This window comes from Streptomyces sp. NPDC111656 (assembly GCF_055656965.1).
In genome coordinates, this window is record NZ_JBVKCA010000005.1 from 438,135 (window position 1) to 457,320 (window position 19,186).

Annotated in this window: 20 protein-coding genes and 1 riboswitch; of the genes, 11 read left to right on the top strand and 9 right to left on the bottom strand. The window is 71.4% G+C overall.

The window, feature by feature from the left end; translation table 11 throughout:
- Positions 1-162 precede the first annotated feature (162 nt).
- The gene (locus ACZ7M3_RS18195) at positions 163-747 is read right to left on the bottom strand and encodes an SAV_6107 family HEPN domain-containing protein (protein ID WP_472064401.1); all 585 of its coding nucleotides are present in this window, start codon (positions 745-747) and stop codon (positions 163-165) included.
- Positions 748-912: 165 nt separating this feature from the next.
- On the opposite strand from ACZ7M3_RS18195, the gene ACZ7M3_RS18200 reads away from it, so the two are divergent.
- From ACZ7M3_RS18200 to ACZ7M3_RS18220, 5 genes are all read left to right on the top strand, one after another.
- Positions 913-1,686 carry an ATP-binding cassette domain-containing protein gene (locus ACZ7M3_RS18200; protein WP_472064403.1) on the top strand — a complete coding sequence of 258 codons (774 nt, stop codon included), beginning with the start codon at positions 913-915 and terminating at the stop codon, positions 1,684-1,686.
- Positions 1,658-3,742 (top strand): YhgE/Pip family protein, encoded by a 2,085-nt coding sequence (locus tag ACZ7M3_RS18205; protein ID WP_472064405.1) that lies wholly within the window; start codon positions 1,658-1,660, stop codon positions 3,740-3,742. The genes ACZ7M3_RS18200 and ACZ7M3_RS18205 overlap by 29 nt, the downstream gene beginning before the upstream one ends.
- Positions 3,743-3,753: 11 nt before the next feature.
- On the top strand, positions 3,754-4,380 hold the full coding sequence (locus tag ACZ7M3_RS18210; RefSeq protein WP_351312888.1) for a TetR/AcrR family transcriptional regulator: 627 nt from the start codon (positions 3,754-3,756) through the stop codon (positions 4,378-4,380).
- A 383-nt stretch (positions 4,381-4,763) separates the two neighbouring features.
- Positions 4,764-5,378: a DUF4126 domain-containing protein gene (locus ACZ7M3_RS18215; protein WP_095855143.1), complete on the top strand. Its 615-nt coding sequence runs from the start codon at positions 4,764-4,766 to the stop codon at positions 5,376-5,378.
- Positions 5,379-5,422: 44 nt separating this feature from the next.
- Positions 5,423-6,916, top strand: coding sequence for a phytoene desaturase family protein (locus ACZ7M3_RS18220; RefSeq protein ID WP_472064408.1), 1,494 nt, complete (start codon positions 5,423-5,425; stop codon positions 6,914-6,916).
- A gap of 40 nt (positions 6,917-6,956) precedes the next feature.
- Here the strand turns inward: ACZ7M3_RS18220 and ACZ7M3_RS18225 are convergent, their stop codons facing one another.
- From ACZ7M3_RS18225 to ACZ7M3_RS18250, 6 genes are all read right to left on the bottom strand, one after another.
- On the bottom strand, positions 6,957-7,961 hold the full coding sequence (locus ACZ7M3_RS18225; protein ID WP_472064410.1) for an SCO2102 family sporulation regulator: 1,005 nt from the start codon (positions 7,959-7,961) through the stop codon (positions 6,957-6,959).
- Positions 7,962-8,017: 56 nt separating this feature from the next.
- Positions 8,018-8,941, bottom strand: coding sequence for a methylenetetrahydrofolate reductase [NAD(P)H] (gene metF / locus ACZ7M3_RS18230; protein ID WP_075026407.1), 924 nt, complete (start codon positions 8,939-8,941; stop codon positions 8,018-8,020).
- A gap of 167 nt (positions 8,942-9,108) precedes the next feature.
- Positions 9,109-9,759 (bottom strand): thiamine phosphate synthase, encoded by a 651-nt coding sequence (gene thiE / locus ACZ7M3_RS18235; RefSeq protein WP_095855139.1) that lies wholly within the window; start codon positions 9,757-9,759, stop codon positions 9,109-9,111.
- 133 nt (positions 9,760-9,892) lie between these two features.
- A complete protein-coding gene (locus ACZ7M3_RS18240) occupies positions 9,893-10,264 on the bottom strand; it encodes an Rv2175c family DNA-binding protein (protein WP_054231512.1) in 372 nt (123 codons plus the stop codon).
- Between the two features lie 84 nt (positions 10,265-10,348).
- A complete protein-coding gene (locus tag ACZ7M3_RS18245) occupies positions 10,349-11,575 on the bottom strand; it encodes an NAD(P)/FAD-dependent oxidoreductase (protein WP_472064413.1) in 1,227 nt (408 codons plus the stop codon).
- Positions 11,576-11,607: 32 nt separating this feature from the next.
- The gene (locus ACZ7M3_RS18250) at positions 11,608-11,958 is read right to left on the bottom strand and encodes an avidin-fold protein (protein WP_143601391.1); all 351 of its coding nucleotides are present in this window, start codon (positions 11,956-11,958) and stop codon (positions 11,608-11,610) included.
- Positions 11,959-12,051: 93 nt separating this feature from the next.
- Positions 12,052-12,163, top strand: a riboswitch (TPP riboswitch).
- Here ACZ7M3_RS18250 and thiO point away from each other — a divergent pair.
- From thiO to ACZ7M3_RS18275, 5 genes are all read left to right on the top strand, one after another.
- Positions 12,161-13,366: a glycine oxidase ThiO gene (gene thiO / locus ACZ7M3_RS18255; protein ID WP_355309478.1), complete on the top strand. Its 1,206-nt coding sequence runs from the start codon at positions 12,161-12,163 to the stop codon at positions 13,364-13,366. (Overlaps the previous riboswitch by 3 nt.)
- Positions 13,363-13,563: a sulfur carrier protein ThiS gene (gene thiS, locus ACZ7M3_RS18260; RefSeq protein WP_060902061.1), complete on the top strand. Its 201-nt coding sequence runs from the start codon at positions 13,363-13,365 to the stop codon at positions 13,561-13,563. Before thiO ends, thiS begins: the two co-directional genes overlap by 4 nt.
- Before the next feature lie 3 nt (positions 13,564-13,566).
- Positions 13,567-14,361, top strand: a complete 795-nt coding sequence (locus ACZ7M3_RS18265; protein ID WP_095855136.1) for a thiazole synthase — start codon at positions 13,567-13,569, stop codon at positions 14,359-14,361.
- Positions 14,362-14,618: 257 nt separating this feature from the next.
- Complete coding sequence (gene pknB / locus ACZ7M3_RS18270; RefSeq protein WP_472064417.1) at positions 14,619-16,586, top strand: Stk1 family PASTA domain-containing Ser/Thr kinase; 1,968 nt, start codon at positions 14,619-14,621, stop codon at positions 16,584-16,586.
- Positions 16,587-16,679: 93 nt separating this feature from the next.
- Positions 16,680-17,549: a deoxyribonuclease IV gene (locus tag ACZ7M3_RS18275; protein WP_472064419.1), complete on the top strand. Its 870-nt coding sequence runs from the start codon at positions 16,680-16,682 to the stop codon at positions 17,547-17,549.
- Between the two features lie 28 nt (positions 17,550-17,577).
- Here ACZ7M3_RS18275 and ACZ7M3_RS18280 read toward each other — a convergent pair whose 3' ends face one another.
- Positions 17,578-18,210, bottom strand: coding sequence for a sulfite oxidase-like oxidoreductase (locus ACZ7M3_RS18280; RefSeq protein ID WP_351312869.1), 633 nt, complete (start codon positions 18,208-18,210; stop codon positions 17,578-17,580).
- 155 nt (positions 18,211-18,365) lie between these two features.
- Here ACZ7M3_RS18280 and bfr point away from each other — a divergent pair, with 155 nt between their 5' ends.
- Complete coding sequence (gene bfr / locus ACZ7M3_RS18285; RefSeq protein ID WP_054231521.1) at positions 18,366-18,845, top strand: bacterioferritin; 480 nt, start codon at positions 18,366-18,368, stop codon at positions 18,843-18,845.
- Here the strand turns inward: bfr and ACZ7M3_RS18290 are convergent.
- Positions 18,842-19,099, bottom strand: a complete 258-nt coding sequence (locus tag ACZ7M3_RS18290; RefSeq protein ID WP_452976627.1) for a (2Fe-2S)-binding protein — start codon at positions 19,097-19,099, stop codon at positions 18,842-18,844. The two genes, bfr and ACZ7M3_RS18290, sit on opposite strands and share 4 nt — an antisense overlap.
- Positions 19,100-19,186 lie beyond the last annotated feature (87 nt).

The window sequence follows — 19,186 nt, forward strand, 5'->3', positions numbered from 1 at the left end:
CCTCTTGCGCGGCGGAGCGATCGGGGGGCCTCCCGACAGGAGGCTTCAGGCGCCTCCACCCTATTGCCTCCGCCGTCGTACCTGACCCTCCGTCTCACCCGGTGGATCACGCGTCGGATGAGGCGTCGGATCAGGCATCGGATCGCGCGGCGGATCACGGAGTCAGCTCGCGTCCGGGACCTCCCTGTCCGCCCTGTGCCCCCCGCCCTGCCCGTCTCCGTCCCCCTCCTCCTCTCCGTGGCGACGGGGCTGGGGCAGTACGGGTTGCAGCACCAGCATCCGCTCGACGAGGCGCAGGAACATCGCCACGTCGCGTATCAGGTCGTCGGCGTCGCGGGTGCCGGCCGCGCCCCGGATACCCGCCTCGGCGCGGGCGCGCCGGTCGGCTCCGGAGGCGAACAGGGCGCTCCACTCGGTGAGTTCGGGCGCGATCTCGGGGAGCACTTCCCAGGCGCTCCGGATGCGGGCGCGGCGTCGGGGTGTGGGCTCCGGGCGGCCCCGTGCGGCGAGAACCGCGGCGGCGGTGCGCAGGGCCGCCAAGTGCGCCGTCGCGTAGCGCTCATTGGGGGTTTCCAGGGCGGTCGCCTCGTCGAGGCCGGCGCGGGCCTGGGCGAGCAGGTCGAGGGCGGCGGGCGGGGCCGTGGCCCGGCGGAGCACGGGGTGTACGTCGCCCGCCGGGCCGGTCAGTGAGGGGGCAGGGCCGGTGGCGCGGCGCCGGTGGGCGGCTGCTGCGGAAGAGGTGGCCATGACGAACCTCCTGTCGTCTGTGTGACGGCACTGTGGCCGTATGTGCCCATCGTGAGGTATGCCACTGACAATCCGTTCTGACCTGGGCCTTTGCTTCGATCGAAGGTTCGGGTTAGTTTTTGCACTGACCAGTCAGTTCAAAAATGTTCAGGGGATGGGGACGCTGTGGACGGTCCGCGCGGACTCGGTGTCGCGGCCAGGGACTTCGGACTCGAGGGCCCTCGCGGTTGGGCGTTCCGCGGGGTCGGTGTCGATGCGGGGCCCGGCTCGCTGATCGCGGTCGCGGGGCCGTCCGGCTCGGGCCGTACGTGCCTGCTGCTCGCGCTCACGGGCCGGATGCGGTCCACCGAGGGGACGGCCACCGTGGGCGGGGCCACGCTGCCGCGGCAGATGGCCGCGGTGCGTCGCGCGAGCGCGCTGGCCCATGTCCCGGGTGTCACCGACCTGGACCCCGCCCTGACCGTCGGGGAGCACCTGCTCGAACGGGCGCTGCTGCAGCGGCGGTTCGGTGCGTCCCTGAAGGACTCCCTGCGCGGGCCGCTGCGTCCGCGAGCCGAGCGGGCGGCCGAGGGGAAGCTGCGGATCGACTCCGCGCTGGCCGCCGCCGGGCTGGACCGGGAGGCCCTGCCCAAGGGCTCCCGGACCGCCGTACGCGACCTGGAGCGGCTCGAAGCCCTGCGGCTGTCCGTCGCGTTGGCCCTCGTCGGCCGCCCGGGGCTGCTCGGCGTCGACGACACCGACCTCAAGTTGTCGGATGCCGAACGGGCCGAGGTCTGGGCCCTGCTGAAGTCGATCGCCCAGTCGGGCACCACGGTCGTGGCGGTGTGCGGCGAGGCTCCCGACGGAGCCGTCCGCGTGTCCACCCGCCCGACCGACCACACCAGCGACACCGACGACAAGGAGACGGCCGATGCGCTCGCCGAGACTGGCCGTTCTTGAGCTCAGGCGCTTCGGCCGGGGCAAACTCCCGCGCGCCGCGCTGGCCGCGCTCCTGTTGCTGCCGCTGCTGTACGGCGCCCTCTACCTGTGGTCGTTCTGGGACCCGTACGGCCGGCTGGACCGCATTCCCGTGGCGCTCGTGAACGACGACAAGGGGGCGAGCGTCGCGGGCAAGAAGCTCTCGGCGGGCGAGGACATCACCAAGGGGTTGCGCGACAGCGACACCTTCGAGTGGCACGAGGTGAGCGCGGCCGAGGCCCGCCGGGGTGTCGAGGACGGCACGTACTACCTGTCGCTGACCATGCCGTCCGACTTCAGCCGGAGGATCGCCTCCAGCTCCGGGGAAGCTCCGGAGACGGGCGCCCTCCAGGTGCGTACGAACGACGCGAACAACTACATCGTCGGGCAGATCTCACGGACGGTGTTCGGCGAGGTGCGCACGGCGGCGTCCACGAAGGCCTCCCGGTCGTTCCTGGACAAGATCTTCATCTCGTTCTCGGACATCCACGGGGCGACCGAGAAGGCCGCCAAGGGGGCCGACAAACTCAGCGGTGGCATCACCCGGGCCCGGAAGGGCTCCGAGGACCTCGCCGACGGCCTGAAGGACGCCAAGGAGGGCAGCGGCAAGCTCTCCGGGGGCCTTCGGAAACTCGACAAGGGCGCCGGCGACCTGGCGGACGGCTCGCGGCAGGTCGCCGACGGCACGGGGGTGCTGGCCGACAAGGTCAACGGGATCGCGGACAAGGTGGGCCCCTTCCTGAAGGACAACGAGAAGTCGATCGGCGACACGGCCCGGCTCGTCGCCGACTCCGCCGCGGGAATCCGCCACAACCTCGACACGCTGGTGAAGACGGCCCCGGCCGCCGCCAAGGGCGCCCATACGGCGTCCGACGCGCTGAGCGCCGTCTACAGGGCACGCTGCGAGACCCTGCCGTTGCCCGACGCCGCGTGCCCCGACCTGAAGAAGGCCCGGCAGGCGGCCGTGGACGTGGCCGAGGTCGCCGACGACGTGAACACCCTCATCGGCGACCAGAACGGCGATCTCGACCGGCTCGACGAGAACCTGGCCACCCTGCAGAAGCAGGCCCAGGCCCTCGCCGACCGCTCGCCGCACCTCTCCGAAGACCTCACCGACGCCGTCTCCAAGGTCAACAAGCTGAACGAGGGTGCCGAGAAGGTCGCCGCGGGGGCCAAGAAACTGCGCACGGGGCTCGGCACGGCCAAAACCGGCGCGGCGGACCTCGACACAGGGGTCGGCAAGCTGAAGACGGGCGCGGGCGCCCTCGACGAGGGCATGTACAAGCTCGTCGGCGGCTCGGGGCAGCTCGCCGGCGGGCTGCACGACGGCGCCGGGCAGATCCCCGACTACGACCGGCAGGACCGCGACCTGCGCACCCAGGTCATGGCCGACCCGGTGAAGCTCGCCTCCAAGGACCTGCACAAGGCGCCCAACTACGGCACCGGCTTCGCCCCGTACTTCATCCCGCTGTCCCTGTGGGTGGGCGCGATGGTGGCGTACATGCTGATCCAGCCGCTGAACCGGCGCGCGCTCGCGGTGGGTGCCTCGGCCTGGCGCATCGCGCTGGCGGGCTGGCTGCCGGTGGCCGCCCTGGGCGTGCTCCAGACGGTGGCCCTGATGTCCGTGCTGCACTGGGCGATCGGCCTGGAGATGGTGCGGGCGGCCGGGACGGTCGGCTTCCTGTGCCTGGTGACGGCGTGCTTCGCGGCGCTCGTGCAGTGGCTGAACGCACGCTTCGGAGCGGCGGGCCGGATTCTCGTACTCGCCCTCCTGATGCTCCAGCTGACCTCGGCGGGCGGCACGTACCCCGTCCAGACCAGTCCGGGCTTCTTCAGCGCGATCCACCCCTTCTTGCCGATGAGTTACGTCGTCGAGGCCCTCCGCCGGCTCATCACGGGCGGCGGTCTCGGACCGGTCTGGCAGGCGTGCGCCGTCCTCACGGCGTTCACCGCGGGCGCGCTCGCGCTCACCGCCCTGTCGGCACACCGCAAGCAGGTGTGGACCCTCGACCGTCTGCACCCCGAGCTGAGCCTGTGACAATCAGGGCCATGGAAAGCAGCAGCACCACGGCAGGTGGCGGCCGTCGCGAGGCGACCCGGCAGAAGCTCTACGAGGCGGCGGTCACCCTCATCGCGGAACAGGGGTTCTCCGCCACCACCGTGGACGAGATCGCCGAGCGGGCCGGGGTCGCGAAAGGCACGGTCTACTACAACTTCGCGAGCAAGTCCGTCCTCTTCGAGGAGTTGCTGCGGCACGGCGTGGGACTCCTCACCGCCTCGCTGCGGGAGGCCGCGGAGCGCACCGAGCGGGACGGCGGCACCAAGGTCGACGCACTGGACGCGATGATCAGGGCCGGGCTCGCCTTCATCAACCGCTACCCGGCCTTCACCCAGCTCTACGTGGCCGAGCTGTGGCGCACCAACCGGGCCTGGCAGTCCACGCTCATGGTGGTCCGGCAGGAGGCGGTCGCGGTCGTCGAGGGCGTGCTGCGCGACGGGGTGGCCAACGGCGAGCTCAGCGACGAGATCGACGTTCCGCTGACGGCCGCCGCGCTGGTCGGGATGGTCCTGGTGGCCGCCCTGGACTGGCAGGCCTTCCAGCCGGAGCGTTCCCTGGACGACGTCCACGCGGCGCTGTCGCGGCTGCTCCAGGGCCGTGTGAGCGGCAACCGGTGAGCTGACAGGGCTCGGTACGGGAACGGGGAACGGCGAAGCGCCGGTCCGAGGTGGCCGCGTCCCCCGCGGGCCACTTCGAACCGGCGCTTCGCCGTACTCCCCCGTACTCCCCGTTGGGCCCCCGTTCGGTCGTCCCCCGGGTTCCCCCGTGCCTCGCTCCCGCCGACGGAGTCGGCGGAAGGAGCGGCCAAGGGCGCGAGGACCGTTCCGCCGCCCCGTGTCGGCGGTACCGGAGCCGCGCCCCTTTCCGTGCCTCCACTCTCTCTTTCGCGCAGGTCGGGCCCCATCCGCGCGCGTACTCATCTCACTCACTAGGTACGGATACTCAGTCGTACGCACTCATGCCCAGGACGCACCGTCGTCAACTGGTTACGATCGCGTCCGTGTCCGTACTCCCCCTGGTCTTCACCAGCGGCTGGGCCAGTGGCATCAACGCGTACGCGGTGGTGCTGCTCCTCGGCATCTTCGGAGCGACCGGTCTGAGCGACGACGTCCCGGAGTCCCTTCAGCGTCCTGAGATCCTGATCACAGCGGGCGTTCTCTTCCTGTGCGAGGCGGTCGCCGACAAGATCCCGTACGTGGACTCGGTGTGGGACTCGGTGCACACCGTGATCCGCCCGGCGGCGGGGGCGTGGGTCGGGGCCCTGCTCGCCGGGCAGAGCGGATCGCTCTCCGATCTGGCGGCGGGCGCGATCGGCGGTTCGACGGCATTGGCGAGCCACACGGTCAAGGCCGGGACGCGGATGGCGATCAACACCTCGCCGGAGCCGTTCAGCAACTTCGTCATGAGCACCGCCGAGGATCTCGGGGTCGCCGGGATCCTGACCTTCGCGATGTTCCACCCCGAGGCCGCGGCGATCATCGCGGGCGTGCTGCTGCTCGCGGGGCTGCTGGCGCTCTTCTTCCTGATCTCACGGATCCGCCGGTTCCTGCGCCGCAGGGCCCAGCGCCGGGAGGAGAAACGCCTGGCCGCACGGGTGGGACAGCCACCCGACTGAGACCGCGGGCCGGGTTGTCAGTGGCGGCCGATAAAGTCGCTGGCATGGGACGGATTGCGGTGATCGGCGCCGGGATGGGCGCGATGGCGGCCGCCGCCCGGCTGGCCGTCGCGGGCCACCGGGTGGTGGTGTACGAGCGCGCGGCGACGTACGGCGGGGCGGTGCGCCGCTTCGAGCGCGACGGCTTCACGTTCGACACGGGCCCGGGACTGCTCCCCCTGCCCGCGGTCTACCGCGATCTGTTCGTCAAGACGGGCAAGGAGCCTCTGGAGACGTGTGTCGAGCTGGTCCAGGTGGACCCGTCCTCGCGCCATGTCTTCGCCGAGGGCACGGAGGTCGGCCTGCCGAACGCCTCGCGCGCGGGCGTCGTCACCGCCCTCGACGAGGCCCTCGGGGCGGGCGCGGGCGCACGGTGGGGCGACTTCCTGGTGCGGGCACGCGAGGCCTGGGACCGCACCCGCAGGCCGCTCTTGGAGGAGCCGCTGTGGCCGAACTGGTCGGTGCTCGCCGAGCGCGAGCCCTACCCCTCGGTGCCGCACAAGAAGCTGCTGCGCACCCGCCGCGCCACGACCCTCGCCGAGGTCGGCGCCTGGGAGTTGCGCGACCCGCGCCTCACGGCCCTGCTGGAGAGCCACGCCCTCGCCCACGGGCTCGATCCGCGCGTCACCCCGGCGAGCGCGGCCGTACTGCCGTACATGGAGCACGCCTTCGGCACCTGGTATGTGCGCGGCGGCCTACGGGAGTTGGCGCGCGCGGTGTACGAGCGGTGTGTGACCCGCAGGGTGGAGTTCCGCTTCGAAACTCCGGTCGCGCGGATCGTCGAGAAGGACGGCCGGGCGACGGGTGTGGAGCTGGCCGACGGCGAGGTCGCGGACGCCGACTTCGTGGTCGCCGGTGTCGCGCCCGGAGCGCTCGACGCCCTGGTCCCCGGGACGGCGCTACGGGGCGGTGACGAGGTCGCGCCGCAGCGCGGGGCGCCGAGCAGACTGACCGTGCTGCTGGCGCTGCGCGGAGGGCGCCCCGAGGGGGTGGCACACCGGACGGTGGTGCACGCGGCGGACCGCACGGAGGAGTTGGACCGGATCTTCGGTGAGCGTCCGGGGTTCTCCTCCTCGCCCACCGTGACGGTGTCGCGCCCGGACGACCCCGCCCTCGCACCGGACGCGGCGCACGAGGCGGTCACGCTGAGCGTCACGGTCCCCTCGGGCCTGTCTGTGTCCGAGGCGGACGTGGAGGGGGTGCTCGGTGTCGCCGAGCGCGCGATACCGGGCCTGCGCGAGCGTCTGCTGTGGCACGAGGCCCGCACTCCTGCCGACTTCGCGGAAGAGACGGGCGCGGACGGCGGCGCCGTCCCCGCACCGGCGCTCGCCGCGGCGGACGGACGACTGCTGCACGCGTCGAACTCCACCCGTATGCCGGGGCTGTTCGTGGTCGGCGGCTGGGCCCACCCGGGCGGCGGCCTCCCGCACGCGGGCATGTCGGGCGCCCTGGTGTCCGGACTGATCGTGGAGGGACCGCAGTTCCGGGGCTCTCAGTGAGCGCACCGGCGCGCCGAAGGCCGCCCGAAGGGGGCGGCCTTCAGTACCGGTACTGCTCGTCGTACCCGGCGCCGTTGGCGTTGCCGTTGCCCTGGTACGGGTAGGGCTGCTCCGGCGGGAGTTCGCCGCCGTAGGGGTCGTCGGTGTTGCGCTGCTGCGGGACCCAGACGCCGCCGGCCGGGGTCTCGCCGCCGTAGCCGCCGGTGGCGTACTGGTCCTGGCCGTAGCCCTGCTGCTGCTGCGTGTACTGCTGGTCGCCGCCGCCGTAGGTCGTGTCGTACGAGGCGCCGCCGTAGGTCTGCGTGCCGGTGTACGGGTCGGAGTAGCCCGCGTACTGCTGCTGGCCGTTGTCGTAGCCGTACTGCTGCTGCTGGTCGTACCCGGTCGAGTAGCCGTCGTACGCGTAGGGCTGCTGGCCCTGGGACTGGGCCGCGGCGGCGTAGGACTGGTCGGTGGCGGCCGCGTAGGCGGTGTCGCTGTAGACGCCGTAGGAGCCGGTGTCGTCGGGCAGGGGCTGGGGCTCGTACACGGCGGTGGCCTCGGCGGCCGTCAGGTCGCCGGAGCCGGGCGGCATGAACCGGTCGGAGTGCGCGGGCGAGAACACGTCGTCCTCGCGGGTGAAGTCGTCGCCCTGGGGATACGCCGCGCCTCGGGCCGGTCCTTCGGCCCTGACCTCGGCTCCCTCGGCCGTTTCGAGGTCGGAGACCTCCAGCGCCGGGTCCTGGTGGTCCTCACCGCGGCGTCGCTTGCTCTTGCCGAAGCCCTTGCCGGCGCCACTGTCGGCGCCCTGCCGGTTGCCCACGGCCCAGCCCTCCGCGAAACCACGGCGGAACGACAGGGTGACGTACGTCTGGCCGACCGCGAAGGCCGCGGCGCCGAGCCCGATGACGATCACGGAAGGGATCAGCACGCCGAAGACGACACCGAGGAAGCCCACGAACGCGAGCAGGCGCCAGCGCAACCGCGCCTTGTACTGCAGCAGGACCTCGCCGAGCAGCCACAGCGCGACGATGCCGAACGCGATATAGAGGACCGTCCAGCCCATGTACGCCCCTCTCCCAGTGGCCGCTACGCAGTGTGTCGTACGTGGGTGCGACCGGTCTAGGCCTGCTGCGGGTGGTGCAGGCCTAGATTCTCGTAGATTTCCAGCGTCGCCGTGGAGTTGTTGAGCGTGATGAAGTGAAGTCCGGGGACTCCCTCGTCCAGCAGCCTCGCGCAGAACTCCGTCGCGAACTCGATCCCAATGGAGCGTACAGCCGCCGGATCGTCTTTGGCTGTGAGGATCCGCTCTTTCAGGACGTCCGGGAATGAAGCGTTGCTGAGCTTCGGAAGTCGTTCCAGCATCTTCACACTTGTCACCGGCATGACCTCCGGGATGACCGGTGTCGTACAGCCGGCCGCCACCACCCGGTCACGCAGGCGCAGATACGACTCGGGCTGGAAGAACATCTGGGTGATCGCGTAGTCGGCGCCGGCCCGGCACTTGTCGACGAAGTGCGCGACGTCCACGTCCCAGTCCGCGGAGCGGGGGTGCATCTCGGGGAAGGCGGCGACGCCGACACAGAAGTCGCCGGACTCCTTGATGAGACGGACGAGTTCGGCGGCGTAGGTCAGGCCCCGGGGGTGCGGGACCCACTCGCCCATCGGGTCTCCGGGCGGGTCGCCGCGGACCGCGAGCATGTTCCGGATGCCGGCGTCGGCGTACTGGCCGATGATGTTGCGCAGTTCCGCGATGGAGTGGTTGACCGCGGTGAGGTGGGCGACCGGGGTGAGCGTCGTGTCGGCGACGATCTGCTCGGTCTCCTTGACCGTGCCCGCGCGGGTGGAGCCACCGGCACCGTAGGTGACGGAGACGAAGTCGGGGGCGACGGCCTCGACGCGGCGCAGCGCGTTCCACAGGTTCCGCTCACCCTTGGGGGTCTTCGGCGCGGAGAACTCGAACGAGTACGTCGCCTTGCCGGTGGCGAGCATGTCGCGCACGGTGCGTGCGCGATCAGTCCTGGTGGAGGCAGATCCGAGGGCCATACCCGCAGGTTAGTCAGGGGGCGGCGGTCTCCCAACCGAACCGGCGTCAATTGTCTGTTTTGTCGACTTCTTGTCCACCCCTCGGACACCTGCTGGGACAACCGGTCCGATTGTTGATCGGACCATCGACGCGTCGGGGCACGGCCTGTGCCTGACGCGGCCGCCGCTCAGGCCTGACGCAGCCGCTTCGCGAATTCCGCCGCCGCCGCGCCGGGATCCGCCGCCTCGGTGATCGCCCGTACGACGACGACACGGCGGGCGCCCGCCTCCAGGACCTCGTCGAGGTTGCCGAGGTCGATGCCGCCGATGGCGAACCAGGGGCGGTCGGTGGCGAGGGAGGCCGTGTGACGGACCAGGCCGAGGCCCGGGGCGTGGCGGCCGGGCTTGGTGGGGGTGGGCCAGCAGGGGCCGGTGCAGAAGTAGTCCACGCCGTCCTGGACGGCGGCTGCCGCGGCCTCGGACTCGGCGTGCGTGGAGCGGCCGATCAGGACCTCGTCGCCGAGGATCGCGCGGGCGGCGGGGACCGGGAGGTCGCCCTGGCCCAGGTGGAGTACGTCGGCGCGGATGGCGTGGGCGACGTCCGCCCGGTCGTTGACCGCGAGGAGCTTGCCGTGGCGGGCGCAGGCGTCCGCGAAGACCTGGAGGTGCTCCAGTTCCTCGGCTGCCTCCATGCCCTTGTCGCGCAGCTGCACGATGTCGACACCGCCGGTCAGGACCGCGTCCAGGAAGTCGGCGAGGTCGCCCTGGCGCTTACGGGCGTCCGTGCAGAGGTAGACGCGGGCGTCGGCGAGGCGGGTGCGGGCGGCGTTCTCGGGCATGCGTGTGTCCCCCGTGGTGCGGGTGCGTACGGATGTCGTACGCACCCTACGGACGTGGTGCGGTGCGTACGGACCGCGGCGGCCGGGGTGGTCCGGGGCCGACCGTGGTCCGTACGCCGGACGGTCGTTCGAATCAGACGGCGAGCGCCTGGGCGCGGCGCTTCACCTCCGTGCCGCGATTCTCGCTCAGAGCCTGCGCGGGGGTGCCGGGCAGGCTCGGGTCGGGGGTGAAGAGCCACTCGAGCATCTCTTCGTCGGAGAAGCCGTCGTCCCGCAGGAGCGTCAAGGTGCCGGTCAGGCCCTTGACGACCTTCTGCTCGTTCCCGTCGATGAAGGCGGCGGGGACGTGCAGCGCGCGGTTCTCACCACGGCGTACGGCGATCAGCTGGCCCTCCTTGACCAACTGCCGGACGCGGGTCACCTCGACGCCGAGCTGTTCGGCGATGTCGGGGAGGGTGAGCCAGGCGGGGACGAGAGCATCGATCTTTGCGTCAATCTCGGTCACGGGACAAGCCTGCCATCCCGGACTGACACTCGGTACCCGGGCGCCCCCCGGACCGCCGCCGTCCGGGCGACGGAAACCGGGCGGTCATGCCGTGGCGTCCTTCAGGGGGCGGGACGGGTCGGCCAGGACGTCCGGGTTCATGGGCATGCCCGCCTCGATCAGGCGGCGACCCTGGGCCAGGTCACGGGGACGCCCCACGGCCAGCAGGGCGACGAGGCGGCTCTCGCGGAGCCAGCACACCGTCCAGGCCGCGCCCGACGGGTCGCCCCGCCAGATGGTCGTATCGGCGGGGGCGTGATGGCCGACGTACTGGACGAAGCGGCCGAACTGCTCGGACCAGAAGTACGGGATCGGGTCGTACGCCGCCGGGGCCTCGCCGATGATGTTCGCCGCGACCGTGCGCGGCGCCTGGAGGGCGTTGTCCCAGTGGTGAACGAGGAGGCGCTCCTCGTAGCGGCCCGACGGGAAGGAGGCGCAGTCGCCGACCGCGTAGATGTCCGGCACGGAGGTGCGCAGGTGGTTGTCGGCGACCACTTCGCGGTGGGCGCCGAGCTCGACGCCGGAGCCGGCCAGCCAGGCGGTGGCGGGGCGCGCGCCGATGCCGACGACCACGGCGCCCGCCGACACCCGCGTGCCGTCGTCGAGGACCACCGCGCCGGGCTCGACGCGCTCCACGCGCGCGTGGGTGCGCAGCGACGCGCCGCTGTCCGCGTACCAGGCGGTCATCGGCGCGGCCACCTCCGCGGGCAGCGCGCCGGCCAGCGGCCGGTCGGCGGCCTCGACCACCGTGACCGCGCACCCGGCCTCACGTGCCGCCGTCGCGAACTCCGCACCGATCCAGCCCGCCCCGACGACCACGATGTCGTGCTGCTGGGCGAGCACGGGGCGCAGCCGCTCGGCGTCGTCCAGGGTCCGCAGCAGATGGACGCCGGGGACGCCCTCCGAGCCCGGCAGCTGGATCGGTTCCGCGCCGGTCGCGAGGACCAGGACGTCGTAGGGCACCGGTCCTGCCTCGGTGTCCAGCTCGTGGTCCGCGGGGCGCAGGCCCAGCGCCTCGCAGCCGAGCCGCAATTCGATGTCCAGCGCCTCGAAGTCGATGTCGAAGGCGGAGCCCTCGGCCTTGCCGAGCAGCACCGCCTTGGACAGGGGTGGCCGGTCGTACGGCTGGTGCGGCTCGGCGCCGATCAGCGTCACATCCCCGGCGAATCCCTGTTCCCGCAGGGCGACCGCCGTCTGTACGCCGGCCATGCCGGCGCCCACGATGACGACCCGCCGTGCCATACGCCCCTGTGCCCGCGTCTGCTCGCTCACCTGATCACCATAGACAACTGACAATCTGTCAGTCAGGGGACGTGCGCAGTGACCTGTTCCACAACGCTCGTACCGCTCCCGTCCTGGGACTCCCACGCCCAGGTCTCCTCCAGGCGCAACCGTCCGTCGGGCAGCTCCACGACCACGGACACGCAGTGGCCCGACGAGGTGCTGCCGTCGTGTTTCAGCTGCACGTACCGGAAGTCGAGGCGGTCGCCCTCCCGCGTCCCCACGAGGTGACCGCGCACGACGTCCCCGCCCGCGTACTCGGCCCAGATCTCGCCGTCCTTCTCGTGGTAAGTGAACCGGGTGCGCGTGCCGACCTGCCCGGGGGCCTGGTCGGCGACCGGGGCGAGGACCAGGCCGTCGAGCGTACGGGCCATGGACGGAGGCTCCCTTACTGAGACATACGACAGCGGGCTAGGGTGGCCAACGTGCTGCATCTCCCGGGGGCGACCCCCAGACCCCCAGCACAAAAGATTACTCGCGGGAGCCCGGACGCACCGGGCTGAGAGGGAGGCTGGCGGCCTCCGACCGTACGAACCTGATCCGGGTCATGCCGGCGAAGGGAGGGGCTGGACACCCATGTCGCCTACGCGTACACCTGCACGTTCCTCGGATGCGTCGGCATCGGACGCACGTGCGTCAGACGTCCTCGTCATCGGGGGCGGGATCATCGGTCTGGTGACCGCCTGGCGGGCCGCGCAGCGCGGGTTCACCGTCGCGGTCGTGGACCCCGAGCCGGGCGGCGGGGCGGCGCGGGTGGCCGCCGGAATGCTCGCCGCCGTCACCGAGCTGCACTACGGCGAGCAGACCCTGCTGGGCCTGAACCTCGCCTCCGCGCGCCGCTATCCCGACTTCGCCGCCGAACTCACCGAGGCGAGCGGCCAGGACCTCGGCTACCGCCGGTGCGGCACGCTGGCCGTCGCGCTGGACGCCGACGACCGGGCTCACCTGCGCGAACTGCACGCCTTGCAACACCGCTCGGGGCTCGAATCGGAGTGGCTCAGCGGCCGGGAGTGCCGCCGTCTGGAGCCCATGCTCGCGCCGGGCGTGCGCGGCGGGCTGCGGGTCGACGGCGACCACCAGATCGACCCGCGCCGGCTCGCGAAGGCCCTGGTCACGGCGTGCGAGCGGGCCGGAGTGGAGTTCCACCGGACGTGGGCGGAGCGCTTGACCGTCGTACGGGACCGGGCCGCCGGGGTCGTCACGACGGGCGGTGAACAGCTGGCGGCGGGGCAGGTGGTGCTCGCCGCCGGGAGCCTCAGCGGGAAGCTCCCGGGCGTGCCCGCAGACGTACTGCCGCCCGTACGGCCCGTGAAGGGTCAGGTGCTGCGGCTGACCGTGCCGAAGCGGTACGCGCCGTTCCTGAGCCGGACCGTGCGGGCCGTGGTCCGCGGCAGCCAGGTCTATCTGGTGCCGCGGGAGAACGGTGAGCTCGTCGTGGGCGCCACCAGCGAGGAGCTGGGCTGGGACACCACGGTGACCGCGGGCGGGGTCTACGAGCTGCTGCGCGACGCCCACGAGCTGGTGCCCGGGATCACCGAGCTGCCGCTCACCGAGACGCGCGCGGGCCTGCGGCCCGGGTCGCCCGACAACGCGCCGCTGCTCGGCCCGACCGCGCTCGACGGGCTGCTGCTGGCCACCGGGCACTACCGCAACGGCGTCCTGCTCACGCCCGTCACCGGGGACGCCATGGCGCACGTCCTGACCACCGGCGAGCTCCCGGAAGTGGCCCGCCCCTTCGCCCCCGGGCGCTTCAGCACCGCACTCACGGAGCAGACCGTATGAACATCTTCGTCAACGGAGAGCGACGGCTCGTCGCCGCCGACACGGCCCTCGACACGCTCGTCGCCACCCTCACCGTCGCGCCCTCCGGCGTCGCCGCCGCGCTCAACGAAACGGTCGTCCCGCGCACGCGGTGGTCGTCCACGGCCCTCTCCGAGGGAGACCGCGTCGAAGTCCTCACCGCAGTCCAAGGAGGCTGAACCATGGCCGACGATCCGTTTGTCCTCGGAGGTACGTCCTTCTCGTCCCGGCTGATCATGGGTACGGGGGGTGCGCCCAGCCTCGACGTCCTGGAGCGGTCGCTCGTGGCGTCCGGCACGGAGCTGACGACGGTCGCGATGCGGCGGGTGAATCCCGCGGCGCACGGCTCGGTGCTGTCCGTGCTCGACAAGCTGGGCATCCGGGTGCTGCCGAACACGGCGGGGTGTTTCACCGCGGGCGAGGCCGTGCTGACCGCGCGGCTCGCGCGGGAGGCGCTCGGTACGGAGCTGATCAAGCTGGAGGTCATCGCCGACGAGCGGACCCTGCTGCCGGATCCGATCGAGTTGCTGGACGCCGCCGAGACGCTGGTCGACGACGGGTTCACCGTGCTGCCGTACACCAACGACGATCCTGTGCTCGCGCGGAAGCTGGAGGACGTGGGGTGCGCGGCGGTCATGCCGCTCGGGTCGCCCATCGGGTCCGGTCTCGGCATCCGCAACCCGCACAACTTCCAGCTGATCGTGGAGCACGCGCGTGTGCCGGTGATTTTGGACGCGGGGGCCGGTACGGCGTCGGATGCGGCGTTCGCGATGGAGCTGGGGTGTGCGGGCGTCATGCTGGCGTCGGCCGTGACCCGGGCGCAGGAGCCGGTGCTGATGGCCGAGGGCATGAAGCACGCGGTGGAAGCCGGGCGGCTCGCCTGGCGTGCGGGGCGGATTCCTCGGCGGCACTTCGCCTCCGCGTCGTCTCCTGCCGAGGGGCTGGCGCGGTTGGATCCTGAGCGGCCTGCTTTCTAGGCACCCGGCGCTGGTGTGTTTTTTCTCCCGCCCGCGCACCGCCCGTTTCCGGTCGGCTGGAAAGTGTGCGTCGCCTGTGGGGGTGGGGCGCCGTTGGCGGGTGGGCGGTGGCGGGGCAGGCTGCCTTACATTCGCTGTGCATGGCATGTGGACCGCATCGATCAAGCGTGCGAGATCCGTCACAGGTCGGCTGCAGTCCCGCTCCGGAATTGGCCGGAAGGGTGGGGGTGACAGTGGCGGCTCGTAGACTCGCCTGCGTGGATACGACCCTTCAGGACCCGCTTGTCGGGCAAGTGCTCGACGGCCGCTACCGCGTCGACGCACGGATCGCGGTCGGCGGGATGGCCACGGTCTACCGGGCCCTGGACACCCGCCTCGACCGCGTGCTCGCGCTCAAGGTGATGCACCCGACGCTGGCCGCCGACGGCTCGTTCGTCGAACGGTTCATCCGGGAGGCCAAGTCGGTGGCCCGGCTCGCGCACCCCAACGTGGTGCAGGTCTTCGACCAGGGCGCGGACGGGTCGTACGTCTATCTGGCCATGGAGTACGTCGCCGGCTGCACCCTGCGTGACGTGCTGCGGGAGCGCGGGGCGCTGCAACCGCGGGCCGCCCTGGACGTCCTGGAGCCGGTGCTCGCCGCGCTCGGCGCCGCGCACCGCGCCGGGTTCGTGCACCGCGACATGAAGCCGGAAAACGTCCTGATAGGGGACGACGGCCGGGTCAAGGTGGCCGACTTCGGCCTCGTCCGGGCCGTGGACACCGTCACGAACACGACAGGGGCCGTCCTCGGCACCGTGTCGTACCTCGCCCCCGAGCAGATCGAGCACGGCACCGCGGACACCCGCGTCGACGTCTACGCCTGCGGGGTCGTCCTCTACGAGATGCTCACCGGCGGCAAGCCGCACTCCGGGGACTCCCCCGCCCAGGTGCTCTACCAGCACCTGCACGCGGATGTGCCGCCGCCCTCGGCCGCCGTGCCCTCGATGCCCTACGCCCTCGACGAGCTGGTCGCCGCGGCGACCGCCCGCAATCCCGAGGTGCGCCCGCACGACGCGGTGGCGCTGCTCGGCCAGGTCCTCCAGGCGCGGGCCGGTCTCACCGCCGAGCAGCTCGACGCCATACCCCCGCAGGCGCTCGCCGTGGGCCACGACAACGCGGGCGACCGTACGAGCGTGATCCCGCGCTCGCTCTCCGTGCCCCGCCTGCTGCCGGTGAACGAGGGTTACGAGGACGGCGGCGCCGGCGGCGACGCCGGCGACCCGGTGAACCGGACCAGTCGGTTCGAGCAGACCAGCCGGTTCGAGTCCGGACCGCCCGCTCCCCCGCGGCGCGGCTCACGGCCACGGCGCGGAATGCTCGCGGTCATCGCCGCGGTCGTGCTGGTGCTCGGGCTCGGCGCGGGCGTCTGGTACATCAATTCCGGCCAGTTCACCAAGGTCCCGCTGCTGCTGTCGAAGACCGAGGCGCAGGCCAAGACGCGGATCGAGCAGGCCGGTCTCGACGTCGGGCAGGTCAAGCACGCCTACAGCGACACCGTGAAGCGCGGCACCGTCATCAGCAGCGACCCGGCGCCCGGCGCCCGCATCCGGGACAACGACTCCGTGACGCTGACCATCTCCAACGGCCCGGAGACGGTGAAGGTGCCCGACCTGACGGGACTCGCGCTGTTCAAGGCGCGAGAGGTCCTGAAGGGGAACGGGCTCGCCGCGGGCATGGTCACCCGGGAGTTCAACCAGGACGTTCTCAAGGGCTTCGTGATCAGTTCGGATCCGGGCGCGGGCACGGAGCGGCACGCCGGTTCGGCCATCGCGCTCACCGTCAGCAAGGGCAGTCCGGTGGAGGTCGCGGACGTCACGGGCGCGTCCGTCGCGGACGCCACCTCGGAGCTGGAGCAGGCGGGCCTGAAGGTGAAGATCGCCACCCAGCGGGTCAACTCGGAGTTCGACCAGGGTCAGATCGCCCAGCAGTCACCGAAGGCGGGCAGCCAGCTCGCCGACGGCGACACCGTCACGCTGACCGTCTCCAAGGGCCCCGAGATGGTCTCGGTGCCGGACGTGGTGGGCGACAGCGTGGACGACGCGAAGAAGACGCTGGAGGACGCCGGGTTCCAGGTCGACGAGGACCGCGGGCTGCTCGGGCTCTTCGGGGACCACGTCAAGAGCCAGTCGGTGGAGGGCGGCAAGACCGCGCCCAAGGGGTCGACGATCTCCATCGTGATCCGCTGAGACCACGGCAGCGCTGAGGCCTCGGCCATGCCGGGGCCACGGCAGTGAGGTCCGCCGACGGGCCGTCCGGGAGCGCGTGACACCCTGAAGGACGTGACCAGCAAGCAGCTCCGCAACCCCGTCGGCGGCCATGTCCCCGTGGCCGGCGGCCTCAGCTCCGTCGGCCTGACCTACGCACGCGAGATGGGTGCCGAGACCGTCCAGGTCTTCGTCGCCAACCCGCGCGGCTGGGCGACGCCCGTCGGCAGTCCCCGCCAGGACGAGGAGTTCCGGGCGGCCTGTGCCGCCGAGTCGATACCCGCGTACGTCCACGCCCCCTATCTGATCAACTTCGGCTCGCACACCGAGGCGACGGTCGAGAAGTCCGTGGAATCGCTGCGGCACTCGCTGCGGCGAGGCCGGGAGATCGGGGCGCTCGGCGTGGTCGTGCACACGGGGAGTGCCACCGGGGGCCGGGAGCGGTCCGTCGCCCTGCGGCAGGTACGTGAGCATCTGCTGCCCCTGTTGGACGAACTGACGCACGACGACGACCCGTATCTGCTCCTGGAGTCGACCGCGGGTCAGGGCGCTTCGCTCTGCTCGCGCACCTGGGACTTCGGGCCGTACTTCGAGGCGCTGGACGCCCATCCGAAGCTGGGCGTGTGCCTCGACACCTGCCACATCTACGCGGCGGGGCACGACCTGACCGGGCCGAGCGGCATGCACCAGACGCTCGACCTGCTGGTGGACACGGTCGGCGCGGGCCGGCTCAAGCTGATCCACGCCAACGACTCCAAGGACGTGGTCGGCGCCCACAAGGACCGCCACGAGAACATCGGCTCCGGTCACATCGGCGAGGACCCGTTCCGCGCGCTGATGACCCACCCCGCCACCGAGGGCGTACCCCTGATCCTCGAGACGCCGGGCGGGAAGGAGGGGCACGCGGCGGACGTGGAGCGCCTGAAGAAACTCAGGGACGGCTGACCCGGCCCGCCCCACAAGGCGGGCCGGGTCAGAGCTCGGGGCCGTCCCCGGGCTCCTCCTGGTAGGAGTAGCGCTGTTCGCGCCAGGGGTCGCCGATGTTGTGGTAGCCGCGCTCCTCCCAGAAGCCGCGGCGATCGGCCGTCATGTACTCGACGCCGCGCACCCACTTGGGGCCCTTCCAGGCGTAGAGGTGGGGGACGACGAGACGGAGCGGGAAGCCGTGCTCGGCGGTGAGGAGTTCGCCGTCCTTGTGGGTGGCGAAGATCGTGCGCTCGGAGGCGAAGTCGTCGAGGCGCAGATTCGAGCTGAAGCCGTACTCCGCCCAGACCATGACATGGGTGACGGTGGGCGCGGGCGGGGCGATCTCCAGGATCGTGCGCGCCGGGATACCGCCCCATTCGGCCCCGATCATGCTGAACTTCGTGACGCAGTGCAGATCTGCCACGACCGAGGTGTACGGCAGGGCCGTGAACTCCTCGTGGGTCCAGCAGTGCTTCTCACCGTCGGCGGTGGCGCCGAAGACCCTGAACTCCCAGCGTTCGGGACGGAACTTGGGTACGGGACCGTAGTGCGTGACCGGCCAGCCGCGCTGCAGTCGCTGCCCCGGCGGAAGCTCCGACTGTGCCGCTTCTCCCGTTCCACGTCCCACCGGCTGACCCATGCCTCCATCCTGACAGACCCAGGACAGTGCACATGACCAGCCCAGCACGGAATCGGGCAACTCGTACTAAGCATGCACTTACTGGACGACCCGGGACGCCGGTGCAAGGATGCGGCGCAACCTGCCCAGTCCCCCGCGTGGAAGGAGCCTCTGCGATGCAGGGCGACCCCGAGGTCATCGAATTCCTCAACGAGCAGCTGACCGGTGAGCTGACCGCGATCAACCAGTACTTCCTGCACGCGAAGATGCAGGAGAACTTCGGCTGGACGAAGCTCGCGAAGTACACGCGCCACGAGTCCTTCGACGAGATGAAGCACGCGGAGGTGCTCACCGACCGCATCCTCTTCCTGGAGGGCCTGCCGAACTACCAGCGGCTCTTCCACGTCCGGGTGGGGCAGACCGTCACCGAGATGTTCCAGGCCGACCGGCAGGTGGAGGTCGAGGCGATCGACCGCCTCAAGCGCGGGATCGAGGTGATGCGCAACAAGGGCGACATCACGTCCGCGAACATCTTCGAGTCGATCCTCGAGGACGAGGAGCACCACATCGACTACCTGGACACCCAGCTGGAGCTGGTGGAGAAGCTCGGCGAGGCGCTCTACATCGCCCAGGTGATCGAGCAGCCGGAGAGCTAAGCGGCTTCGGCTTCTTCCGGGCCCCGTGCCGTCGACAGCTCGGCCAGTACCGGCTTGCCCTGTTCGGCCAGCTCACGGCGGGGGCAGGCGCCACGGCCGAGGATCGCCTGGATGCTGCGGACGCAGGAGCCGCAGTCCGTGCCCGCCTTGGAGGCGGAGGCTATCTGGCGTGGCGTGCAGGCGCCGTTCTCCGCGTGCTGCTTGACCTGCTGTTCGGTGACCCCGAAGCAGCTGCATACGTACACGCGGTTCACCTCCCGGCGGGTTTGATGTCTGGTGCCGTCCCGTTAATCGGTGAGGCTAACCTAACCTTACCCATCGCTCAGGAACCGCAAAAGTGG